A 20205-nucleotide genomic window follows, 5' to 3' on the forward strand; every position below is an offset into this window, starting at 1 on the left:
TATCATATCAGAATGGTGTTTTACCACCGATACTCTCTGCCTATTCGTACATTTCGGCAACAGCCAGCGCCTCGGCTTTTACTCTTTCACAGAGCTCTAGTGGCGCAAGTACTTTGATGAGTGAACCATAACCAAGGACGATTTCACTGGCCGATTCAAGCGTGTTAAATTCAACATCGGCTTCGATCCAGCCGTCTTGCGCCGCTTTGACAGCGCAAATTTTCATGTAAGGCTGTTTAGCCAGGCGATCGTGCACCTTTTTACTAAAGCAAATTTGGGCCAGGTAACGGGGAAGCTGAGCCTTGAACTGTTTTGTGGATTGCTCCCAATATACCGCCAAGTTAAAATGATTTGGCCGTTGAAACGATTCCGCTGTAATTCGGGCCCGCTCGATTCGCGAGATGCGGTATGTGCGCAGCTCACCATCCACCGCCCCAACCAAATACCAGATATTTCCTTTTGCCACCAGGCCTAGCGGATCAACAACCCTTTCCAAAATGTTTTCATTTCGCCGATACGCCATTTCCAACTTTCTTTCCTGCCAGACAGCTTCCTGGACTGTCGAAAGGCATGGAAGTGCTTCCTCTCTTTGATGCCAGCCGGCTCCATCAATATGGATGCGCTCACGCACCAATTTTGCCTCAGAATGCATTCTTCCGGGGATCGCTGCCAACAATTTTTGAAAGGCGGCCTCAAAAGGCTCCTCCATTCCCAAATCGTTAAGCAGTGATGAAGAATGAGCTAGCAACAATGACTGCATTTCTTCCGTCTTCATGCCGGTCAAGTTCGTCCGATAGCCGTCAGTAAGCAACCACCCGCCGTTCGTCCCACGCTCAGAAAATATCGGCACACCCGCTGTGCTTAACGCCTCCATATCTCGGTGCACCGTCCGCTCTGATACTTCCAGTTTTTCCGCCAATTCTCTCGCCGTCATTTTTCCGTTGTTTTGCAGCAACAACAAAATAGCAATTAACCGATCTGCGCGCATGTCACAACCTCCTGTCTTCTTTATTTTATTGTATCAATATGACAACAGATGTCACCTTTTGCTATTTATAATAAAAAAGAAATTTAAAAGGGGGATGATGAAATGAAACCATTACAAGGAAAAATAGCGGTCGTCGCTGGAGCAACCCGCGGTGTCGGACGGGGCATTGCGGTATCGCTTGGCGAGGCCGGAGCGACAGTATACTGTACAGGACGAAGCACACGTGAAAAGCTTTCCGACATGGGCCGTACGGAAACGATTGAGGAGACCGCAGAAATGGTAACAGCCCGTGGCGGCAAGGGCATCCCGGTGCGCGTTGATCACACAGTCGAAGCCGATGTGAAAGCTTTATTTGATAAAATCAATGAGGAACATCATGGCCGTCTCGATATATTGGTCAATGACGTCTGGGGCGGCGATCCCCTCACGGAATGGGGCCAACCATTTTGGAAGCATTCACTTGTGAACGGTTTGGCTATTCAAGAAAGGGCGGTCCATTCTCATATGATAACAAGCTATTATGGGGCACCATTAATGGCGGCGCGCAAAGACGGATTGATCATGGAAATTACCGATGGATGGGATTATCGCTATCGGGGAAATTTGTACTACAGCCTAGCGAAAATTTCCGCGATTCATTTGGCGGAAGCCATGGCGGCAGATCTTCGTCCTTATAACGTCACTGCTCTGGCAGTTACCCCCGGGTTTCTGCGTTCGGAAGCCATGCTTGACCATTTTGGTGTCACCGAAGCCAATTGGAAAGACGCAGTAAAAAAAGAGCCCCATTTCATCGAGTCGGAAACACCTTATTTGATTGGACAAGGCATCGCGGCACTGGCTGCCGATCCGAACATCTTCGAAAGAACAGGAACAGTTCAAACTAGCTGGGATCTATCGGATGAATACCAGTTTTCCGATATCGATGGGAGAAACCCCCATTGGGGAAATTATGCAAAGAAGCATGGTTTAGGATAAAAGCTAAGAACCGTTTTAGCTTTTGCGGGATTAGGGAAAGAGAAAAAAGATGAGAACCTATAGGTTTCATCTTTTTTTAGGTTTATTTTTTTTGTGTGTTCTTGTTGGTAGTAAATTGGAAAGTAAAAAGAGTAATGCGAGTCCAATCAATAGATATGTACTTAATTCATTGTTGACGAAAAAGACATAGCTGAGTGTGATGGCTGTAATGATGAATAAAATAGTGAAAAATAATTTGTATTTTGAAGGTGTTTGGTGTTTGGAGAAGTTAAAGATTGAGTTTATAAACATAACTATTATTAAGATTGTAACGGCTATGTCTAATAAATTCAGAAAATTCATGGGAAGTACTCCTTTTTTAGGAAAAATGTGTTAATGTATACTTGTTTCACATATTAACATAAAAAATGTTAGGGAGAGTTTTAATGTCTAAAAAGAGTTTCAAAGTAATTATTATTGTTTTAGCTGAAATATAAAGAGACTTGTTAGACAACGCGTTTTTTGTTTAGACCTGGCACGTTTTTTTCTTATTCATGATCTTTTTTGAAGGATAGCTTATTTTGGTTATCCGACCAGTTTGTTGCTCTTTTTCAGTAAAACCGCTCCTTTCAAGCATCATATGAACTAGCGGAAAGTCGCCAGCCTCGGCTTCCGTTTGCTTGAAGCCCGCTGTCTGATCTCCGCATATTTATGCTGGAGTAATTTTTCCCATTGACAAAGCATTTTCAGATCAAACCACCTCCGCTTCACACAATACACACTATAGAAGGCAAAAAAACCGCTAGAACCATAAAAAATGAAGAAAGAAGTACGGTCCGCACAAAAATAACAGAACTTTTTTAATTATTATATAAATAATCATTAAAAGAATCCGATATAAAAGGAAACTGCCGGATATAGAAACGAGTTGAGACTTTTCCAATGTGAGGTAACGGCCATATTTTCTCACAATTCAGAACGATTCTGAGCCGATGTGAGATTTCTCCCCTACTCATCAAGAGACTGTTTTAAGAAACTCTTGAAATCAGCTTTTTTAGCGTTTCGATGATGAGAAAATGATCTACATGGAGTTTTCGACTCAGACTCATTCACTGGCTGTTGCAGGCTTTTCAAACATGTTTTTACGATAGGCAAGGTTTGCAAGGAATGAATAGTTATGAATCACTTGATCTTGATACTTGATACATTCGAGTAAATAAGTTAACAACCGAGGGTATAGCTTGTCATTTGGTGTTGTGGTAACCTCATCAAGCCTTCACATGTGAGGAGCGGCAAGTTTTTTCATTGAAAGCCTTTTTACCCCCGGGCTGATTAACTTTTTACTATAAAGTTTTGACAAAAAAGTATAGGAGTGAAAATATGAAAATTTTCAAATCAAGATCAAAAAGGACAGCCGGATTGGAAGCGGTTACTACTATTTCTCCGCAAGTGCTCCAGCTGTCAGTGACTTCAAGCAGCGACCTGGCAAGCCAATTGGAGATGACTGGTTTAACAAAACGGGACTTGAAAATAGTTAAGTCATTAAAGCCCGTTGTCGACGCCCATGTTGAAGAGATTGTCATCAAGTTTTATAATGCTGTCATTAAACAGCCGAATTTGCTGGCGATTATCGAGGAGCACAGTAGTGTTGAACACCTTAAAAAAACATTAAAACGCCATATTCGCGAGCTATTTACCGGTAATATTGACGATGAGTTTATTCAAAAACGGATCCGCATCGCCAATGCCCATGTCCGTATCGGCTTAAAAGCAAAATGGTATATGTCTTCTTTCCAGAAGCTGTTCAATTTACTCGTCACAATGATTTCCAAACAATCGAAAATAGAACACGAGAAGATCATCGCCATTACAGCCGTCTCGAAACTGCTCAGCCTGGAACAGCAGCTGGTCCTCGAAGCTTACGAAATTGAGGAAGAGCGAATCCGCTCCGCCAACAAACACAAAAAAGAACAAATGGCCGGCTATGTTCATTCTATTTCACAAGAACTGGCCGCTATTTCCGAAGAGACGAGCGCTTCTTTAAAAGAGTTAAGTACACAGTCAGACTCCATTCTTGAACTGGCTAAACAAGGAATGGAGCTGGCAGACGACTCGGCCGCCCGATCTTTACGGGGAAAGCAAATGCTCAATGATCTGGGAAAGAAGCTAAGCGATATTCAAAAGGCTGTAGCCGACATTCACACCTTCTCGACTGAATTAAACGAGATCGCTTTAAGCATCACTGAGGTGATCACTCTTGTCGGCAATATTGCGGATCAAACTAACCTGCTGGCTTTAAATGCTTCCATTGAAGCGGCGCGCGCCGGCGAATACGGCAAAGGCTTTGCTGTTGTAGCCGAAGAAATCCGCAAGCTGTCGGATCAGACAAAAACATCGACCTCAAGCGTATCAGACCAGATTATCAAAACAAACACTTTGATTAGCCAAGCAAGCCAATCCGTGGACAAAGTAAATCACCTGATGGCCCAAGGTATTGAGAGCATGGATCGAACAGATAAAGACTTTAATGAACTTCTTGAATTAATTGAAAAAACGAAAGAACAAAACCACCGCATTGAAGACCAACTGCAACAATTAAGCGATATCGTAGTTGAAATTGAACACGCTTCGGAAGAAGTCGCTAACTCTGCCATGACTCTCAATGATTCCACAGAAGACTTTCTAAAACATGAATCGTAAAAACGAGCTTGGAGGAGCCAAGTTTTCAAGAAATAGAACATATATCCCAACTTGTTCGTTCCTCCCTGCGAAACAAAATTGAATCTTCCATCCGCAAAGCCCCTCCCTCCCAGGCCTTTCGTTGAACAGCCCGCGGCGGCAGGTATTCGATCCGCTCCTTCTGTCAGCCATTACACGCTGTTCCCCCATCCACAGCGGATTGTCCGAAATATAAAGCGCTTCTCCTCTGCTTCCCTCCGACTCCTCCCCGTCTTTTCACATCCGCTGTCATACCTGGGAAAACCTTTTCCGCCTTTTCAAAAGCCCCTGCTTTCTTTTCCAGCTCCCCCTCTCCCTTCGCCTTATAATGCTTCCTTATCTCCAGACAGTTTGATCAAAGAGATGATCAGCCAAATAAATTCGATACCAAGCATCCAGCTAACCGGTTCATGTTTATTTGGAAGTCATCCCGAATAACGTTACGTTACCAACGCATAATCGACTTGCTTTCCCCCAACCAGTCAGGAACGACAAGCCAAATAGATGTAATGAAACAACCGGCAACAAGTCTCGGAAGTGTAGGCGGTATCGTTACGTCAAAAAAATTTTACAGAGCACGCTCCCAAATCTGCCGATGCCCTAAAACGTACTGATCATATAGCACTTTTTACATCGAATTTATCCTTAAAGCCTTTTCCTCCTTCCTCTGGCCAATCATCTCCGTATGAAAAGAATGTTAGTTCTTTAGCCAAATTGTCTTCACCGGTTTTCTCCGTAGAAGCACCGGATGAGTCCTTGACTGAAATGCCGCAAGCAACAAATCCAATGAACATGAAAGAAAATACAGCGCAAAAATCTCTCGTTATCACGTTTTAATATTTCGATTTGTTATAAAATTTAGTATATATTGGTTTTTTTGTAATTTCAAATATATAATGTGAATCAGTTATATATATATTTTAAATAAATTGAAGAGGAGGTCTCCATGGATCTACATCGATTACGTTATTTTATTACAATTGTAGAATCAGGAAGCATTTCAAAAGCAGCGGAAGTATTGAATATGACCCAGCCTCCGTTGAGCATCATGATCAACAAGTTGGAAAAAGAATTAAACGTTTTTTTATTCGACCGTTCCGGCAAGCGGTTAAAACTGACAAAACATGGTGAATTTTTATACCGGAGAGGGAAGGAACTGCTCGTGGCGGCCGAAAATATTGAGAAAGAGCTATTGGAACATCGGGACGGATTAAGGGGTACTGTAAATGTCGGCTGCATTACATCAGCCAATTTATTTATCCTTCCTCAAGTCGTTCAAAAAGTGAGGGGAGAATCACCAAACGTGATTGTCCGCGTAAAAGAAGGAAACTCAGCCTATATTTTAAGCGAGCTCAGAAGTCAGGAGCTCGAACTCGGGATCGTACGGACCATCTTTGAAGCAGACGACCTGAACATAACGCCCCTTATAGAGGAACAACTTCTTTTAGCAGTGCCTCCGGGACATCGACTGCTCAAAAAATCTTCAATCGACCTCAATGATCTTAAAAATGAAAAGTTTCTGCTTCCGACTACGTCGTTTGGGCGGGGGATAGCAGACGAAATTATTGAGTCATGCCAAAATATCGGTTTTTCTCCCGAAGTTGTATACTGGGGAACCGAAGTCCTTCCCATGCTCAAGATGGTGAAAAAAGAAGTCGGCATTACTTTCGTGCCAGAAAGCTTCAACAAACTGCAATGGCCCGGAATGCCTATACTCATACCATTGGAAAATCCGAAACTGCGAACGAAGCTAAGCCTCGTGACACTGCGGAATGAATATATTCAAACCGCGTCCAAGCACTTTATCGATATGGTGAAAGATATGGCGAGTCTTTCCTGCTCTTGAGAGAAGCGATAGCGGGGTTCAAGGCTGCTTTTCGGCCTTTAAATGCCCCTCTTTTAAGTGAATGACAGGTCGGGATATCCCCTGATGTAGCTGTAGCTGGATGTGTTACGTTTCACAAAGCTTACCCGTCTTTTGCTGAAGCGTATTACTTCCAATGTTGTCCACCAGTGGACATTCCGGTTTACGCATTGTCTTTCTTTTCTTTGTACAGAGCAAACATTGTTGCGCGGATACTATCCTCACCTGATCCTGAATACCGCAAGTCGTACAAACCCGTTTCCTCATATTTGTATAACTGGTAAATGTTCGTTTCCAACGAAGGCAGTCCAAACCCTATTGTCCGATACCCACAACAAAAAGCCGGAAAGATTGTCAGAGGCCGACATTGTTGGATCCTTAGATTCGTAATACGATAATTTATGAGACAAAACGGTGGGGTGGTGGTCCTCTGAAAGCGATCACATAAGCTGTTTCTTATTTATTCATCATCAGTAAAAACAACATAACCTCTGAAAAAACAGGAAATTGGCCGCGATAAAATCACCGATTGCGGGATTTTTATCACTCCATTTCTGTCGATGAGACAGGACATTTGGGAGAGTCTATTCGATTCATAATACGAAAATCGACTTTGACGATCAACAAAGAAAACTCAAATCAAATGCTGAGGACATGGTTCGACCTTCTAAAAAAAGTGAAAATCGCCATGCAGCAAATCCCATAATAGGAAAAACAAGATCGGGAACGCTCATCAACAGATGTTTTGTCAAGGGGACTGTCAAACTGATGATGATAAAAAACAGATTGAACAGAGCTTTCAATCCCCAAGTCCGCAAGCTTCTGAAAGACCCCGTTAAGCACATTTCAACTGGCATGTACATGCTGTATGACATGGGGAGAAAACACCGCTTGCGCTTGTTGAACCAAGCTGCACAGTGAAAGTAAACGTCCCTTATCGTCTTTTGGGTAAGAATAGACATTCTCCCTGCTTTAAAAGGAATCATAAGAAGTAAGATGAAAAAGGAGCTGTGACAAAATGATTGAATACAAACATGAACCATTCACGGATTTTTCAAAAGAGGAAAACAAGAAAGCGTTTCAAGCGGGAATGGAGCTTGTAGAAAGCTATCTTGGCCAGGATTATCCATTAATCATCGGCGGTGAACGGATCGAAACGGAAGAAAAAATCACTTCGGTTAACCCCGCGAACAAAGTGGAAGTTGTCGGCCGCGTATCCAAAGCGAACCGGGAATTGGCGGAGCGCGCCATGAACAGTGCGCTGGAAGCCTTTGAGTCGTGGAAAAAAGTAAAGCCGGAAGTCAGAGCAGACGTTCTTTTTAAAGCCGCGGCCATTGTCCGCCGCCGGAAGCATGAATTTTCCGCCTTGCTTATGAAAGAAGCGGGAAAGCCGTGGAAAGAAGCCGATGCCGATACGGCAGAAGGCATTGATTTCTTGGAATACTACGGCCGGCAAATGCTTGAGCTCAAAGACGGCAAAAAAGTGCAAAGCCGTCCGGGGGAATATAACCGCTATGATTATATCCCGCTTGGCGTCGGCGTCGTTATTTCTCCGTGGAACTTTGCGTTTGCGATTATGGCGGGGACAACCGTTGCTGCCGTCGTGAGCGGAAATACGGTTCTTTTGAAACCGGCTTCCACAACACCTGTTGTTGCTGCCAAATTTGTGGAAGTGCTGGAAGAAGCAGGCTTGCCAAAAGGCGTTGTCAACTACATTCCGGGAAGCGGCGCGGAAGTCGGCGACTATCTCGTCGACCATCCGAAAACACGCTTTATCAGCTTTACAGGCTCAAGAGAAGTCGGAACGCGAATTTATGAGCGCGCGGCTATCGTGAACGAAGGACAAATCTGGTTGAAACGTGTTATCGCCGAGATGGGTGGAAAAGACACGATCGTGGTCGATAAAGAAGCGGACCTTGAACTGGCTGCTCAATCCATCGTCCAATCGGCATTCGGCTTTTCCGGACAGAAGTGTTCTGCTTGCTCCCGAGCCGTCATCGTCGAAGACGTATATGACCAAGTGCTCGAACGGGCAGTGGCGCTTACGAAAGAATTGACAGTCGGCGACCCGATAAATCCGGACAATTTCATGGGGCCGGTGAATGATCAAAACGCATTTGATAAAATCATGAAATACATTGAGATCGGGAAAACAGAAGGCGAATTAATGGCTGGCGGTGAAGGAGACGACTCGAAAGGATATTTCATCCAACCGACGATTTTTGCGGGGCTTGATCCGAAAGCGCGCCTCATGCAAGAAGAAATCTTCGGACCGGTCGTGGCTTTTGCCAAAGCGAAAGACTTCCATCATGCTCTGGAAATCGCCAATAATACGGAATATGGCTTGACAGGAGCCGTTATTTCCAACAACCGCGCGCACTTGGAGCAGGCGCGGGAAGATTTCCATGTGGGCAACTTGTACTTCAACCGCGGCTGTACGGGAGCCATTGTCGGTTACCAGCCTTTTGGCGGTTTCAACATGTCGGGAACCGACTCAAAAGCGGGTGGCCCGGATTACTTGCTGCTTCACATGCAGGCGAAAACAACGTCTGAAATGCTGTAGTCGTCCATATATCATTACTCACTTTTTAAAAAGAAAAATGGATAGCCCCCCCAAGTTGGGGGGGTTTAATATGAACACACTCACTTGGTTTATCGCCTTGACTGCCTTTTTTTGCGCTTCCAATGCAATCTCAAAAACTTCCTTTTTTTCCTCTGAAACATGTCCCAAAGAAAAGGTCCTCGTTATATCTGAGCAATAGCCGTTTAAAATACACCATATCAAAGAGGATGAGCTCCCCTTCTGTCAGCACTTTATTGGTAGAAATTATTCAGGGAAGGGCGGCATCCAATCCTGACATGATAAATGGTTCAAATGAAACGTTTTTCACACCATTTTTATTCATGCTACAATTGGCGTATCCTGATGCTTCCCGTTCTATCACTCCGGTATTTTCGCTTATATAATGCTTGGTTTCATCCATTGTCAAACTGGCGCTTGCAGCTCCAATCCATAAAATCCTTTTTTTACCTTTCTACTTGTGTTTCTGTAATGTATCGTTTAGAGAGGATTCCACTCTTTTATAATAAAGCGTGTATCCAAACCAATATAAGACATAAATAAGTGTAAAGCCAATAATCGTAAGTACAATTGCTTTCCAATTGAAAGGAACCCAATGAAGAGAAAGCGCCCATATAAAGAAGACAGTTATAGATAAACTATAATGCACCACGGTTCTCTTTAGTGGGCTCCAAGCTTCCAGCTCAAAAATAAAGGAGGCAAGCCCGTAGTAAATACCAATGAAAAAACTTGCTAGCATATAAAGCCAAATCTGCGATACAGGGAGATTTATATTGAACACCATAAGAAACGTTAATGCGATGAATGTTACAATTGACCCAAAAGCGACTCCGTACATGGATCGGTGAATCATTTTAGATATCATTAGCGGGTCCTCCTGACGTCAGTTTTTCCTTTACGCTTGCCACATATTTTCTTGTAATATATTCTTTATTTCCTGAGGAAAAATAAACACAGAGATTTCCATTAAATGATAGTTCAAATCGTTGAATACGATTTACATTACCGATTACAGATTTGGAAAAACGAGTAAAACAACTGTTTCCAAGCAAATTCTCTACTTCAAATAACTTCATTTTAACTTCCAATCGCCGCCCATTTTCCAGTGCTGCGTAAACTTTTCTTTTTTCCGCATAGATGTAATCGATCGTTTCCGGATCTAAGACAATCGTTTGATCCTCCTCCACACCAAATAACCGTTTTGGTTTTTCCTTTTTAATGAAACTAACGAGTTGCTCCAGCTCATCCGTCCACTCATTCGTTTGAATCGTAATGGAAGTATTTTCATATTGATCGTCGATATCGATTTTTACTTTCATTATACTCCCCCCATTCATGAACTCATTAATGCTTGGCACGTCTTAAAAAGCTTGGGTAGGCAAAGAAGGCAATGATGAAGCCAACCGCACCGAATACGAGCAAAATGAGACTGGCGATCAAAAAATCAGTGTAAGTCAATGTGCCGGTCATCGTTTCTTGAAACGCATTATGCGCCCAATACTGCGGCGTTAGCTTTCCAACTTTTTGGAAGAGTGCCGGCATTGCCTCCATTGGCATCCAAAGCCCGCCTAATAACGCACCACCTAAAGTAATGACTTGTGTAATCGCGACTCCCATATTGCTAGTACGGATGAATAAAGATAAAGCTAACCCGAGTCCGGTAATGCAAAATGTCAGAATAAGTGCTAACATACCGAGCAATAAAGGTTGTTCAATTGGAAAATTATAAACTATTTTTCCAAAGGCAAGCAACACAATCATTTGAATAAATACAATCACTACATACGGTAACCATTTTCCGAAAAGATAAGCGTACGGAGAAAGGGGAGTACTCGCAAGGCGCGCCACCATTCCTTTATCACGGTCTTCAATAAACGAAAAGCCCATCGAGATCATAATGAAAAAGACGAACATGACGGTGTATCCGGGTACGATCGAGATAATCACATACTCTTTATCGGCTCCTTCTGTCCCGGCGGTAAAGATTGAAATAAATAAAACGGTAAAAATGATTGGCAAAAGAAATGTCCAAAAATAGAGTCCTTTATCTTGCGCGTTTTTTATCATTTCCATTTGAAAAATGGCTTTCATGGTGATTCCCTCCCATCAGTTTTAAGCACGAAGCTCCGTTCCAGTCAGTTTGAAAAATATATCTTCTAATGTAGGATGGGTAAGTTCAAGTTGCTTTAACACCACCTTTTTCTCCCTGCATACACGCAACACTTCCTCCATTGTCAGCATAGGATTGGCCGTTGTGATCTTGTATCCATTTTTATATGGTGTCACATCACCGGAAACTCGGATATCCTCAAGCAGCTTTGCACGATGATGACATGTAAAAAATATGGCGGGGACGGCATATTTTTCAATCAATTTGTCAATTGTGTCATGTTCTATTAATGTTCCTTTATCAATAAATGCGACTTCATCACAAATCTTATTTACTTCCTCTATATAATGACTAGAGTAGATAATGGTGCGATTTTCATTTTTCATTTGCTGAATCATGTCTAAAATATACCGTCTTGATTGTGGATCAATCCCCACTGTCGGCTCATCCATAATAATGAATTGTGGCTCATTCATTAGGGCGCACCCAATATTTAAGCGGCGTTTCATACCACCTGAAAAAGTTTTCACTTTATCTTTTTTTCTCGCGCTCAAACCGATATAATGCAGTACTTTCTCCGCCTGTTGTTGCAACGCTTTTCCCCGTAATTGATACATCCTGCCAAAGAAATACAAATTTTGTAAGGCAGAGACATTTTCTTCTAAACAAATATCTTGGGGAACGTATCCGATTGTTCGCTTCTGATCAGTATTGGCCGCGCTCGTAAATGTGACTTTTCCTTCATAATCTTGAACAATGTGGACAATGATTTTCAAAAGAGTCGACTTCCCTGCACCATTAGGTCCCACTAAACCCAAACAAGTCCCCTTGTTCAGATTGAGGGAAATCTTATGTAAAGCTTTTATTTTCCCGTAATATTTACTCACATTGTTTATCTTTAACATCATGGCCACCACCTTAAATAGATGTTTTTATCATAAAATACAAGAGGGGAAAACAGGTGGAATACTGCATAACATCACTCTTTTTTCGCACAAGATGCCAGCATTCATGTTTCACCATAAAAAAAGCTCCAAGAAACAGGGATTACTAGTTTCATAGCGCTTTTCCAAAGTATAATGTTAAGTCATAAACCCCTATTTCGTTCTCTTGAAAGAAAACAGGGGGTGTCTAAAAAGCCCCTAAAATAAATCGGTCGTAGAAAAACGAAACATTTTTACGACTGATTTTGCATTTGTAGGGTTTCCTCCTGAAAGTAGTCGGTGGATGCCCGCCACTTTCAAGAGGTTGTGGGCAAGGGCCACGATCCCGAATTCCAAGCGGACCTTTTCAAGTCCCCGCAGAGAAAATCGGCGGAACCTCTTTCAAGTTTATATGGTGTGATAAAAATTGAAAGTATAGTTGATTGACTTCATTAAGTGTATCAATTTCTTGATGTTGTTTTTTCATTTTAAGTTGAAAATCAATTCGATTATTTCGGCATAAGTGACTGTAGGAAATACTTGGAAAACAGGAAAATGAAAGCGTGGCAACTTCCAAAGTCTCATGAAAAATTGCTTGTTTTTCATGGATATTGCCGGGGTGAAAAACGAGACAAGCAGCCTTTCCTTTTATAAGTTGCTGGAACAGGGATAGCTGAAGCTCTTTCGTATGAAAGTTTTGGATCGTAGTAAGCGCTAATTCATTACCTTTCACCCAAGAACCGAACTCTTTCACTTCTATGACAGATACTTTCTGAATCATTCTGTCACGCTTCGGAGGAACTAGTACTTTTTGGAAAATAGAGGTAAAGTGAACGATTTCTTTAACACTTACCCCATGCTTTATCATGTTTTGTTGTTCCTTCTGAAAATCTTGAGCGCCAACAACTTTATACGTATGTTCAATGAAACCTCCCCCTTACTATCCTGTTCACTGTACTAAATACCATTTTACTAAAAACGTAATTCAGTAACCTATGAAAGCACTCCTCCATGTAGTGGCTTTAGGCTGACAAAACCTCCTTTCCAGCGAGAAAATTTGACATAACGGTTAATAATTTGTAATGTCTCACTCCAAACGGCCCGAAAAATTTGCTATAATTCGATTGGAGCATTTCTGATTTAAACCTCCCCCCGTATTTTTTTAAGGTTTGATTCATAAGAGCTGCGCTCATAGCTGTTCATGCCATCAAATGATCCATTTACGTGCTCTTATCTTATTTTTTCGTCGTAGATGATACACCAGATTTCTATGATCTTGGTTCGACAATAAGATGGCAGCTTCCACCATACTCCTTAATTGAACCTTATTTTATTATTAATCAAGTTGGTATGGGCCCAAAAAACAGAACAAGGAGAGATAAAAACATGTCAGATGAAGCCTTAAAGTTATTGACGATAGTGATTTATATGTTGTTAATGCTGTTCATTGGGTGGGTAGCCTACCGAAGAACAAAGGATCTAACGGATTATATGCTTGGCGGTCGTTCACTTGGACCAGCAGTAACAGCACTTAGCGCGGGTGCTTCAGATATGAGCGGATGGCTGCTAATGGGATTGCCCGGTGCTATCTATGCAAGCGGTTTAACAAGTATCTGGATGGCCGTCGGTCTGACGATTGGCGCCTATTTGAACTGGATATTTGTAGCTCCCCGGCTCCGCACATATACACAAGCCAGCAATGATTCTATTACCATTCCTTCTTTCTTGGAGAACCGTTTGAAGGACCATACGAAACTGTTGCGAATCGTATCCGCACTTGTCATTTTAATATTTTTTACTTTTTATGTTTCGTCCGGTCTTGTCGCCGGAGCGGTTTTCTTTGAAAGCTCTTTCGGGTTTGGCTATCAGCAAGGACTGCTGATTATTGCGGGTGTCGTCGTCGCCTACACACTGTTCGGAGGTTTTCTCGCCGTAAGCTGGACTGATTTTGCCCAAGGATTGATCATGCTTACCGCCCTACTCATTGTTCCTGCACTGGCTGTGACCCAAACGGGCGGTCCGGCAGAAACAGTGAGTATCATTAAGTCAATTGATCCCACCCTGTTAACCTTTTTCAAGGATACGACATTTATCGGAATCATTTCATTACTCGCATGGGGGCTTGGATATGTGGGGCAGCCCCATATTATCGTTCGTTTTATGGCGATCAACTCGGTAAAAGAAACGAAAGTCGCCCGCCGCATCGGGATGGGCTGGATGATTCTTTCCCTCATCGGCGCTGTATTAACGGCTCTGATTGGAATTGCCTACTTCCATACAACCAATAAGACGTTGCATGATAAGGAGGCTGTCTTTATTGAGCTTGGACAAATTCTTTTCCACCCGCTGTTTGCCGGATTTATACTGGCGGCCATTCTAGCGGCGATTATGAGTACGGTCTCTTCACAGCTAATCGTTACATCGAGCGCATTGACAGAGGACTTGTACAAATTATTATTCCGCCGGGCCGCAAGCGACAAGGAACTTGTATCATTCGGCCGTTTGGCTGTATTAGCCGTAGCAATAGTCGCTTACATTTTGAGTTCCAACAAAACGGAAACGATATTAAACCTGGTTTCCCATGCTTGGGCGGGTTTTGGCGCCTCGTTCGGACCGATTATCGTCTTAAGCTTGTATTGGAGGAAACTGACGAACTGGGGAGCAATTGCCGGAATGGTGTCCGGTGCGATCACAGTCCTTGTTTGGCAATGGACGGGGTCGGAATTGTATGAAATTGTGCCCGGTTTTTTAATCAACCTATTAGTGGCCGTTATTGTCAGCCTGGCCACATATAAGCGCAACGAAGAAATCGAAAAAGAATTTGATGAAAGTCTTCGTTTGCTGAAAGAGTAAACTTTTTTCTGTCGGGGAAGCGATTCCCCGGCTTTTTCATGCATTCGGGAAAATATGATAAAATAGCGATAGCTGGATTTTCTTGAGATAGAGGGGATTGGAATGGAGCGCATGTTGGAAAAAGTCATGATGATGACAAATATAGAAGAGATTACGGAGGCGATCAGCAGCTATTTAAAAAAACCGGTCGTTATCGAAGACGACCAATTTTCCTTACTGGCTTACAGCTCTTTCTATATTGAGCAATTTGACGAAGCAAATAAGCAAACGATCTTTTCCAAACGCTGGCCAATCTCCATCTTGGAAATGTTTATGGACAAAGGCATTGTGACACAGTTAAAAACGAGCCCCAAGCCATTTCGGGTAAAGCAAATCAAGGAAATAGGCTTGAACCAACGCATTGTCGCAAGTATGAGGTATAAGGACCACATTCTCGGCTATATATGGATACAGGAAACCGGCAAACCGTTGACGGAGGCTGAACTTGACTTTATTGATGAAGTTTCCCATCATGTCGGAAAAATCCTGTATCAAAAAAAACAATTGAAACTAAAAAAAGATCAGGAGAAAAATGATTTTTATAAAAAAATCATGGAAGACGAATTTCAAACCGAAGCTCAAGTCAAGTGGGAGGCCGCCAATGTCAACCTCCCCATCCCGGATTCTTACATTATTTGCGTATTTACCGTGGGACAGACGAGCGAAGATGTTTTTGGGGAGCTACTGGAAAAATCCGGGCTTTTTTCAAATGCCCTGAAACTACCTACCCACCTTTTTATCGACCAATTAAAAATTATCGTCATGATTGGCAGCAACCTGTCACACCGTGGGGAGCTCGTTGATGGCGCCAATGAATTGACAACCACCGTCCTGAGCCAGTTCAACGGCCAGCGAATATACGCGGGAATCAGCACGGAGCGTTCCTCCATCCTTCACTTGAAAAAAAGCTACATGGAAGCAATGGAAGTGATCAAAACAGCGAAGTTTGTCGGGCTGGACTCCCTTCCATCCTTTGAATATAAAAAACTTGGCTTGTTCCGTTACCTGGAATCAATTTCCCAATACCAGAAAAAAATGAATTACGTAAACGAAGATCTGCTGAAACTACAGCAAAAAGACAAAGAAGACCACACGAGCCTGCTCCATACGCTTGAAGTCTACTTGTCGCAAAATTGCCGCTTAAAGCCTACGGCGGAAAGGCTATTTATCCACATAAACACGCTCAAATACCGTTTGAACCAAATTACCGAATTAACGTCCATCTCATTCGACAACTTTCAGACGAACTGTCAATTATATATAGATTTGCAGATGTTAAAAATTAATGAGTGAGAATCTACGGAAGGTTGTCCAAAAAAATGGGATGGTACATGTTATCTCAACGCTTTCACATAAAAAAAGCCATCGTCCAAAAGCCAAAAATCGACGATGGCCTCCCTACTTCGTTCATGCACAACTACGTTCCGACTTTCGGGTTTCCCCGTTTGACGGGCACGCTCCACCTTGAACTGTATCCAATTGTTGGAAAAGTTAAACAATGAATGAAGGCCCCCTGTCAAAATAAATAGCGGTTTTAAGCGGCATTCGTCCCGTAGTTTCAAAGGGCTAATGTCGTTTAACGCTCCCCGTAACGAATGTGATTGTAACATTCTATATATTGTTCAACCGCAATACTCCATTCTTCAAAAGTTGAATACTGCTGTAGATAATATTGTTTTACATTTGAATATTCCCTATAACATCATTATATCTTCCTCCACGCTCTGTATATTATTTCATCAACCTTTCTTTTAAAGCCATATGATGTAACTTTGTATTGGTCAGCTTTTTAGAAAAAGCCAGTCATGCCCACTTCATGTGAATAACGAACTTGTAATGCGATGTACATCGTATTACAATATTAAGTATATTGATTCTGAGAGAGGTGAAAGAAATGGATAAGGAAATGATGAAAGGCAGTATAGATTTATTGCTCCTATCTTTAATTGCACAACGTGATTTATATGGGTACGAGATCATCAAAACGTTAAAGCAATTAAGTGACAAAGCTTATGAAATGAGTGAAGGCACTCTTTATCCCGCACTGAGACGACTAGAACGGAAACAGTGGGTAACTTCTTATTGGAGTGAAACGCAAGTTGGAAGGCGTAAATATTATAGCATTACCGATTTGGGTAAAAAGGAGCTTGAGGTTAAGAAGGAAAATTGGAATTTCATTCACAACCTCGTGAAAAAGAGTTCGGAGGGATTAGGTGAAATCTAATTTCAAATGCTATGTTGAAAAAATACTACAGCAAACCGAGTGCAGAAATGAAGAAAAAGAAGACATAAGAGAAGAACTTCTCATTCATCTGGAACTTTCAAAAGAGGAACTGTTAAGAGAAGGGATGAATGAGAAAGAGGCTGAATTGGAAGCGATAGAACGTTTTGGATCGGAGGTAGAGATAGGACATCAATTGCAACAGTCCATTTTTCCATACCGTAAAGAACTGATGCTGACATTATCTGTGACTTCCTTCGTTTTTTCTATCAGTGTCTACCTGCTTTCATTGTCTGTTGAGGGGGAAGCACATGTTGGCTGGTTAGTTCTATCTATGTTTGTTCATTCATTGATCTTGCTTATCTCTTTAAATCAAGTTGCTCAATTTAACCGTAGACGCTGGATGAATAGCATACTCGTTACTCATATTATTACCTATTTATACGGGTATACAATTGTATCTTCTATTGATCATCCAGCTTTTTTGCCGTTCGCAATTCTTAGTTGGATGAACATTCTTTTAGCACTCTTTTTGGTTTATCGAACAACCATTTATGAGCTTGACTTACAAAGTGAAATGGTAAAAGAGGCAAAATGGCTGCACCTTATTAATCTCGTTTTAGGTGTCATTGTCACTAGTGTCATATTATTTAACCTATGGATTGGAATGTGGTTGTTTGGCGGTTATCATCCATTCATGTTGCTACTAACGATTCCTTTTATATTGTGGATTTTATTATATTTTCTGCAGATGCGATTACTGAAAAAACACAAAAGAAGTGCTTTTGTTATTGCGATAATTTCAATTTTAATGAATGCTTTCATACTCATTTATATTTATTTCCCGTTTTAACAGACTAAGGAGGTTTACTATGAAGAGAAGGAAATGGCTTTGGATTTTCGTCACCATCGTTATCATTCTCACACTTGCCCTTATTGTCATCGGCTTGTTGTTTGGTAAAGATGAAAAAGAAAAACAAAATGGATTGTCGGGCGACTTTGATATTTCTAAACAAGGAACAATTGCTTATGTCCATTACTTACAGGGTAAACCAGAAATTCACTTGTACAATCCTGAACAGTCACTGAAAATGAAAGCATTAGAACTAGAAAATGATCAAATTATTGTAGACCCCAGCTTTTCAAATGACGGTTCCACTCTGGTCTACATAGCTGCGAACAAAGATTCAGATGAAAAGTTGGCAAGCACCGTTTATCAATATGATCTTGAAAAAAAGGAAGTAAAGGAGCTGTTTTCTGTCCAATCAGCTATTACTGAAATCGAATTTTCACCGACAGGAACATCATTGTTTTATTTGCAAGCAGAAGTATTCAAGAACTATTCACCGATTGCAAGTAAACGTCCGCATGATTTTGACTTGCATGAGTACAGATTTGCGGATAAAAAACAAATGAAACAAACAAACCTTAAGAAATACTCAATGGAATCCCTTACAATTGCACAAGATGGTAAGTCTGTATTTGTACAAATGCCGGATGATGAAGACGTAAATACTGCTGAAGGCAGCTTTGAATCGTTCCAGCGGATCTTCCAGATTCCTCTAGACCAACCGACAAACTTAAAAGTTGTCAGCAACCCTGAACGAAAAAACGATATCTATGACTTTACAGTAGTTCCGAATAAAAACGAATTCATCTTTCAATCGGTTAGTAATCCGGACACAGGAGAAACCTTTCAATATGAGTTATACACATACAATGCAGAGACAAAAGAAGAAAAGCAACTAACCAATTTAAAAGAATATACTGAAGGACCTGAAATTGCTCCTGGGAACAAAATTTACTTTATGGTTGATAAGCGTTTTGGTCAAAGAAATAGCGATTATCATCTTTATCAGATGAATTTGGATGGAACGAACATTACGGAGATTCCGCTTCCGAATGATAAATAGAATCCGGACTTGATGAATGGCTTTCTCATAGTCAAATTCCGACTTCTGCCAAACCGCTCAGTATTATGGATAGTCCATTTAACTTTCCTGAATTAGCCTGATTAATGAAAAGCTAACTTATTCGTTCAATAGTGCAAAAGGTAAAGATGAATAATGTAGCAAGGTTGGAGGAGAAAGTGCTATGAAGACGAAGATTATTATTATAGATGACGAGAAACCGATAGCTGATATATTGCAGTTCCGCTTCCAGAGGGAAGGATTTTCTGTACAATGTGCTTATACGGGCCAAGAAGCGCTTAAACTTGTTGAGGATATGCGGCCGGATATCGTTCTGCTTGATGTCATGCTTCCAGATTGCGATGGGATGGAAGTGTGCTATGAGATTCGTAAAAAATACAAAATGCCTATTATTATGCTAACAGCCAGTAGTTCGGAAAAAGATAGAAAACGCAGTTTTGAACTTGGGGTGGATGATTATGTGGCGAAGCCCTTCTACACAAAAGAGCTGGTTGCTTTAGTAAAAGCAAGGCTGTCCAGCCTTTAACCCTACATGAGTTTGTGGATTGAAATCGTCCGTTTGACAGGACTTTCGATCTCCCGCAACCGTTGCGTCGCACTCTATAATCCAAGGGAATAAGGCCGCTTAATCGCTTACCTTTCTATCTTAGGGGGAACATGCCACAATTGAGGCGCAGTTGACCGCCTTTCAAGGCCGCTCTTCGGTTTCCCGCACGGGACAGATATGATCACCGGGCTTGGTCACCGTTCTTCACGTTTCCCCCGCTCGACGGGCGCGATATTTCCATTCGGATGATTGCTTTTTTGGTTTCCCTCGTGGAAGAGGTGCGATACTGCCATGCGGGACACCGGGCTTGTGAACGCTCTTCGGTTTCCCGCACGGGACAGATATGATCACCGGGCTTGGTCACCGTTCTTCGGGTTTCCCCCGCTCGACGGGCGCGATATTTCCATTCGGATGATTGCTTTTTTGGTTTCCCTCGTGGAAGAGGTGCGATACTGCCATGCGGGACACCGGGCTTG

Annotated in this window: 15 protein-coding genes and 1 pseudogene; 10 read left to right on the top strand and 6 right to left on the bottom strand. The window is 42.0% G+C overall.

What is annotated here, in order from left to right:
* Positions 1-40: 40 nt before the first annotated feature.
* Positions 41-988: a YafY family protein gene (locus NST31_RS06315; RefSeq protein ID WP_339164607.1), complete on the bottom strand. Its 948-nt coding sequence runs from the start codon at positions 986-988 to the stop codon at positions 41-43.
* Positions 989-1090: 102 nt separating this feature from the next.
* Between NST31_RS06315 and NST31_RS06320 the strand changes: the two genes are divergently transcribed.
* From NST31_RS06320 to pruA, 4 genes are all read left to right on the top strand, one after another.
* The gene (locus tag NST31_RS06320; RefSeq protein WP_339164609.1) at positions 1091-1963 is read left to right on the top strand and encodes an SDR family oxidoreductase; all 873 of its coding nucleotides are present in this window, start codon (positions 1091-1093) and stop codon (positions 1961-1963) included.
* A gap of 1359 nt (positions 1964-3322) precedes the next feature.
* Positions 3323-4642 (top strand): globin-coupled sensor protein, encoded by a 1320-nt coding sequence (locus tag NST31_RS06325; RefSeq protein ID WP_339164610.1) that lies wholly within the window; start codon positions 3323-3325, stop codon positions 4640-4642.
* A 964-nt stretch (positions 4643-5606) separates the two neighbouring features.
* Positions 5607-6506, top strand: a complete 900-nt coding sequence (locus NST31_RS06330; protein WP_339164613.1) for a LysR family transcriptional regulator — start codon at positions 5607-5609, stop codon at positions 6504-6506.
* 1036 nt (positions 6507-7542) lie between these two features.
* Positions 7543-9087: an L-glutamate gamma-semialdehyde dehydrogenase gene (gene pruA, locus NST31_RS06335; RefSeq protein WP_339164615.1), complete on the top strand. Its 1545-nt coding sequence runs from the start codon at positions 7543-7545 to the stop codon at positions 9085-9087.
* A gap of 472 nt (positions 9088-9559) precedes the next feature.
* Here the strand turns inward: pruA and NST31_RS06340 are convergent, their stop codons facing one another.
* From NST31_RS06340 to NST31_RS06360, 5 genes are all read right to left on the bottom strand, one after another.
* A complete protein-coding gene (locus tag NST31_RS06340; protein WP_339164616.1) occupies positions 9560-9970 on the bottom strand; it encodes a DUF3021 domain-containing protein in 411 nt (136 codons plus the stop codon).
* Positions 9960-10424, bottom strand: coding sequence for a LytTR family transcriptional regulator DNA-binding domain-containing protein (locus NST31_RS06345; RefSeq protein ID WP_339164618.1), 465 nt, complete (start codon positions 10422-10424; stop codon positions 9960-9962). The genes NST31_RS06340 and NST31_RS06345 overlap by 11 nt, the downstream gene beginning before the upstream one ends.
* Positions 10425-10449: 25 nt before the next feature.
* Complete coding sequence (locus NST31_RS06350; protein WP_339164619.1) at positions 10450-11196, bottom strand: ABC transporter permease; 747 nt, start codon at positions 11194-11196, stop codon at positions 10450-10452.
* Positions 11197-11217: 21 nt separating this feature from the next.
* On the bottom strand, positions 11218-12123 hold the full coding sequence (locus NST31_RS06355; protein WP_339164621.1) for an ABC transporter ATP-binding protein: 906 nt from the start codon (positions 12121-12123) through the stop codon (positions 11218-11220).
* A gap of 382 nt (positions 12124-12505) precedes the next feature.
* Complete coding sequence (locus NST31_RS06360; protein WP_339164623.1) at positions 12506-13006, bottom strand: PucR family transcriptional regulator ligand-binding domain-containing protein; 501 nt, start codon at positions 13004-13006, stop codon at positions 12506-12508.
* A 518-nt stretch (positions 13007-13524) separates the two neighbouring features.
* Here NST31_RS06360 and putP point away from each other — a divergent pair.
* The 6 genes and pseudogenes from putP to NST31_RS06390 form a co-directional block, all read left to right on the top strand.
* Positions 13525-14991 carry a sodium/proline symporter PutP gene (gene putP, locus NST31_RS06365; protein WP_339164625.1) on the top strand — a complete coding sequence of 489 codons (1467 nt, stop codon included), beginning with the start codon at positions 13525-13527 and terminating at the stop codon, positions 14989-14991.
* Positions 14992-15093: 102 nt separating this feature from the next.
* Positions 15094-16323 carry a helix-turn-helix domain-containing protein gene (locus NST31_RS06370; protein WP_339164626.1) on the top strand — a complete coding sequence of 410 codons (1230 nt, stop codon included), beginning with the start codon at positions 15094-15096 and terminating at the stop codon, positions 16321-16323.
* A 601-nt stretch (positions 16324-16924) separates the two neighbouring features.
* Entirely contained in the window at positions 16925-17254 is a 330-nt protein-coding gene (locus tag NST31_RS06375; protein ID WP_339164628.1) for a PadR family transcriptional regulator, read from the top strand.
* Positions 17244-18104: a permease prefix domain 1-containing protein gene (locus NST31_RS06380; RefSeq protein ID WP_339164630.1), complete on the top strand. Its 861-nt coding sequence runs from the start codon at positions 17244-17246 to the stop codon at positions 18102-18104. The genes NST31_RS06375 and NST31_RS06380 overlap by 11 nt, the downstream gene beginning before the upstream one ends.
* A 19-nt stretch (positions 18105-18123) precedes the next feature.
* Positions 18124-19164, top strand: coding sequence for a hypothetical protein (locus tag NST31_RS06385; RefSeq protein WP_339164632.1), 1041 nt, complete (start codon positions 18124-18126; stop codon positions 19162-19164).
* A gap of 181 nt (positions 19165-19345) precedes the next feature.
* Positions 19346-19696 (top strand): annotated as a pseudogene (locus NST31_RS06390) (response regulator); the annotation flags it as partial.
* Positions 19697-20205: the final 509 nt, after the last annotated feature.

The organism is Siminovitchia sp. FSL W7-1587, from assembly GCF_037963795.1.
GTDB lineage: Bacteria > Bacillota > Bacilli > Bacillales > Bacillaceae_C > Siminovitchia > Siminovitchia thermophila.

Excerpts from the sequence above, each read along its gene's own strand:
- NST31_RS06315 (WP_339164607.1), bottom strand. The coding sequence starts at position 988 with ATGCGCGCAGATCGGTTAATTGCTATTTTGTTGTTGCTGCAAAACAAC.
- NST31_RS06320 (WP_339164609.1), top strand. The coding sequence starts at position 1,091 with ATGAAACCATTACAAGGAAAAATAGCGGTCGTCGCTGGAGCAACCCGC.
- NST31_RS06325 (WP_339164610.1), top strand. The coding sequence starts at position 3,323 with ATGAAAATTTTCAAATCAAGATCAAAAAGGACAGCCGGATTGGAAGCG.
- NST31_RS06330 (WP_339164613.1), top strand. The coding sequence starts at position 5,607 with ATGGATCTACATCGATTACGTTATTTTATTACAATTGTAGAATCAGGA.
- pruA (WP_339164615.1), top strand. The coding sequence starts at position 7,543 with ATGATTGAATACAAACATGAACCATTCACGGATTTTTCAAAAGAGGAA.
- NST31_RS06340 (WP_339164616.1), bottom strand. The coding sequence starts at position 9,970 with ATGATATCTAAAATGATTCACCGATCCATGTACGGAGTCGCTTTTGGG.
- NST31_RS06345 (WP_339164618.1), bottom strand. The coding sequence starts at position 10,424 with ATGAAAGTAAAAATCGATATCGACGATCAATATGAAAATACTTCCATT.
- NST31_RS06350 (WP_339164619.1), bottom strand. The coding sequence starts at position 11,196 with ATGAAAGCCATTTTTCAAATGGAAATGATAAAAAACGCGCAAGATAAA.
- NST31_RS06355 (WP_339164621.1), bottom strand. The coding sequence starts at position 12,123 with ATGATGTTAAAGATAAACAATGTGAGTAAATATTACGGGAAAATAAAA.
- NST31_RS06360 (WP_339164623.1), bottom strand. The coding sequence starts at position 13,006 with ATGATAAAGCATGGGGTAAGTGTTAAAGAAATCGTTCACTTTACCTCT.
- putP (WP_339164625.1), top strand. The coding sequence starts at position 13,525 with ATGTCAGATGAAGCCTTAAAGTTATTGACGATAGTGATTTATATGTTG.
- NST31_RS06370 (WP_339164626.1), top strand. The coding sequence starts at position 15,094 with ATGGAGCGCATGTTGGAAAAAGTCATGATGATGACAAATATAGAAGAG.
- NST31_RS06375 (WP_339164628.1), top strand. The coding sequence starts at position 16,925 with ATGGATAAGGAAATGATGAAAGGCAGTATAGATTTATTGCTCCTATCT.
- NST31_RS06385 (WP_339164632.1), top strand. The coding sequence starts at position 18,124 with ATGAAGAGAAGGAAATGGCTTTGGATTTTCGTCACCATCGTTATCATT.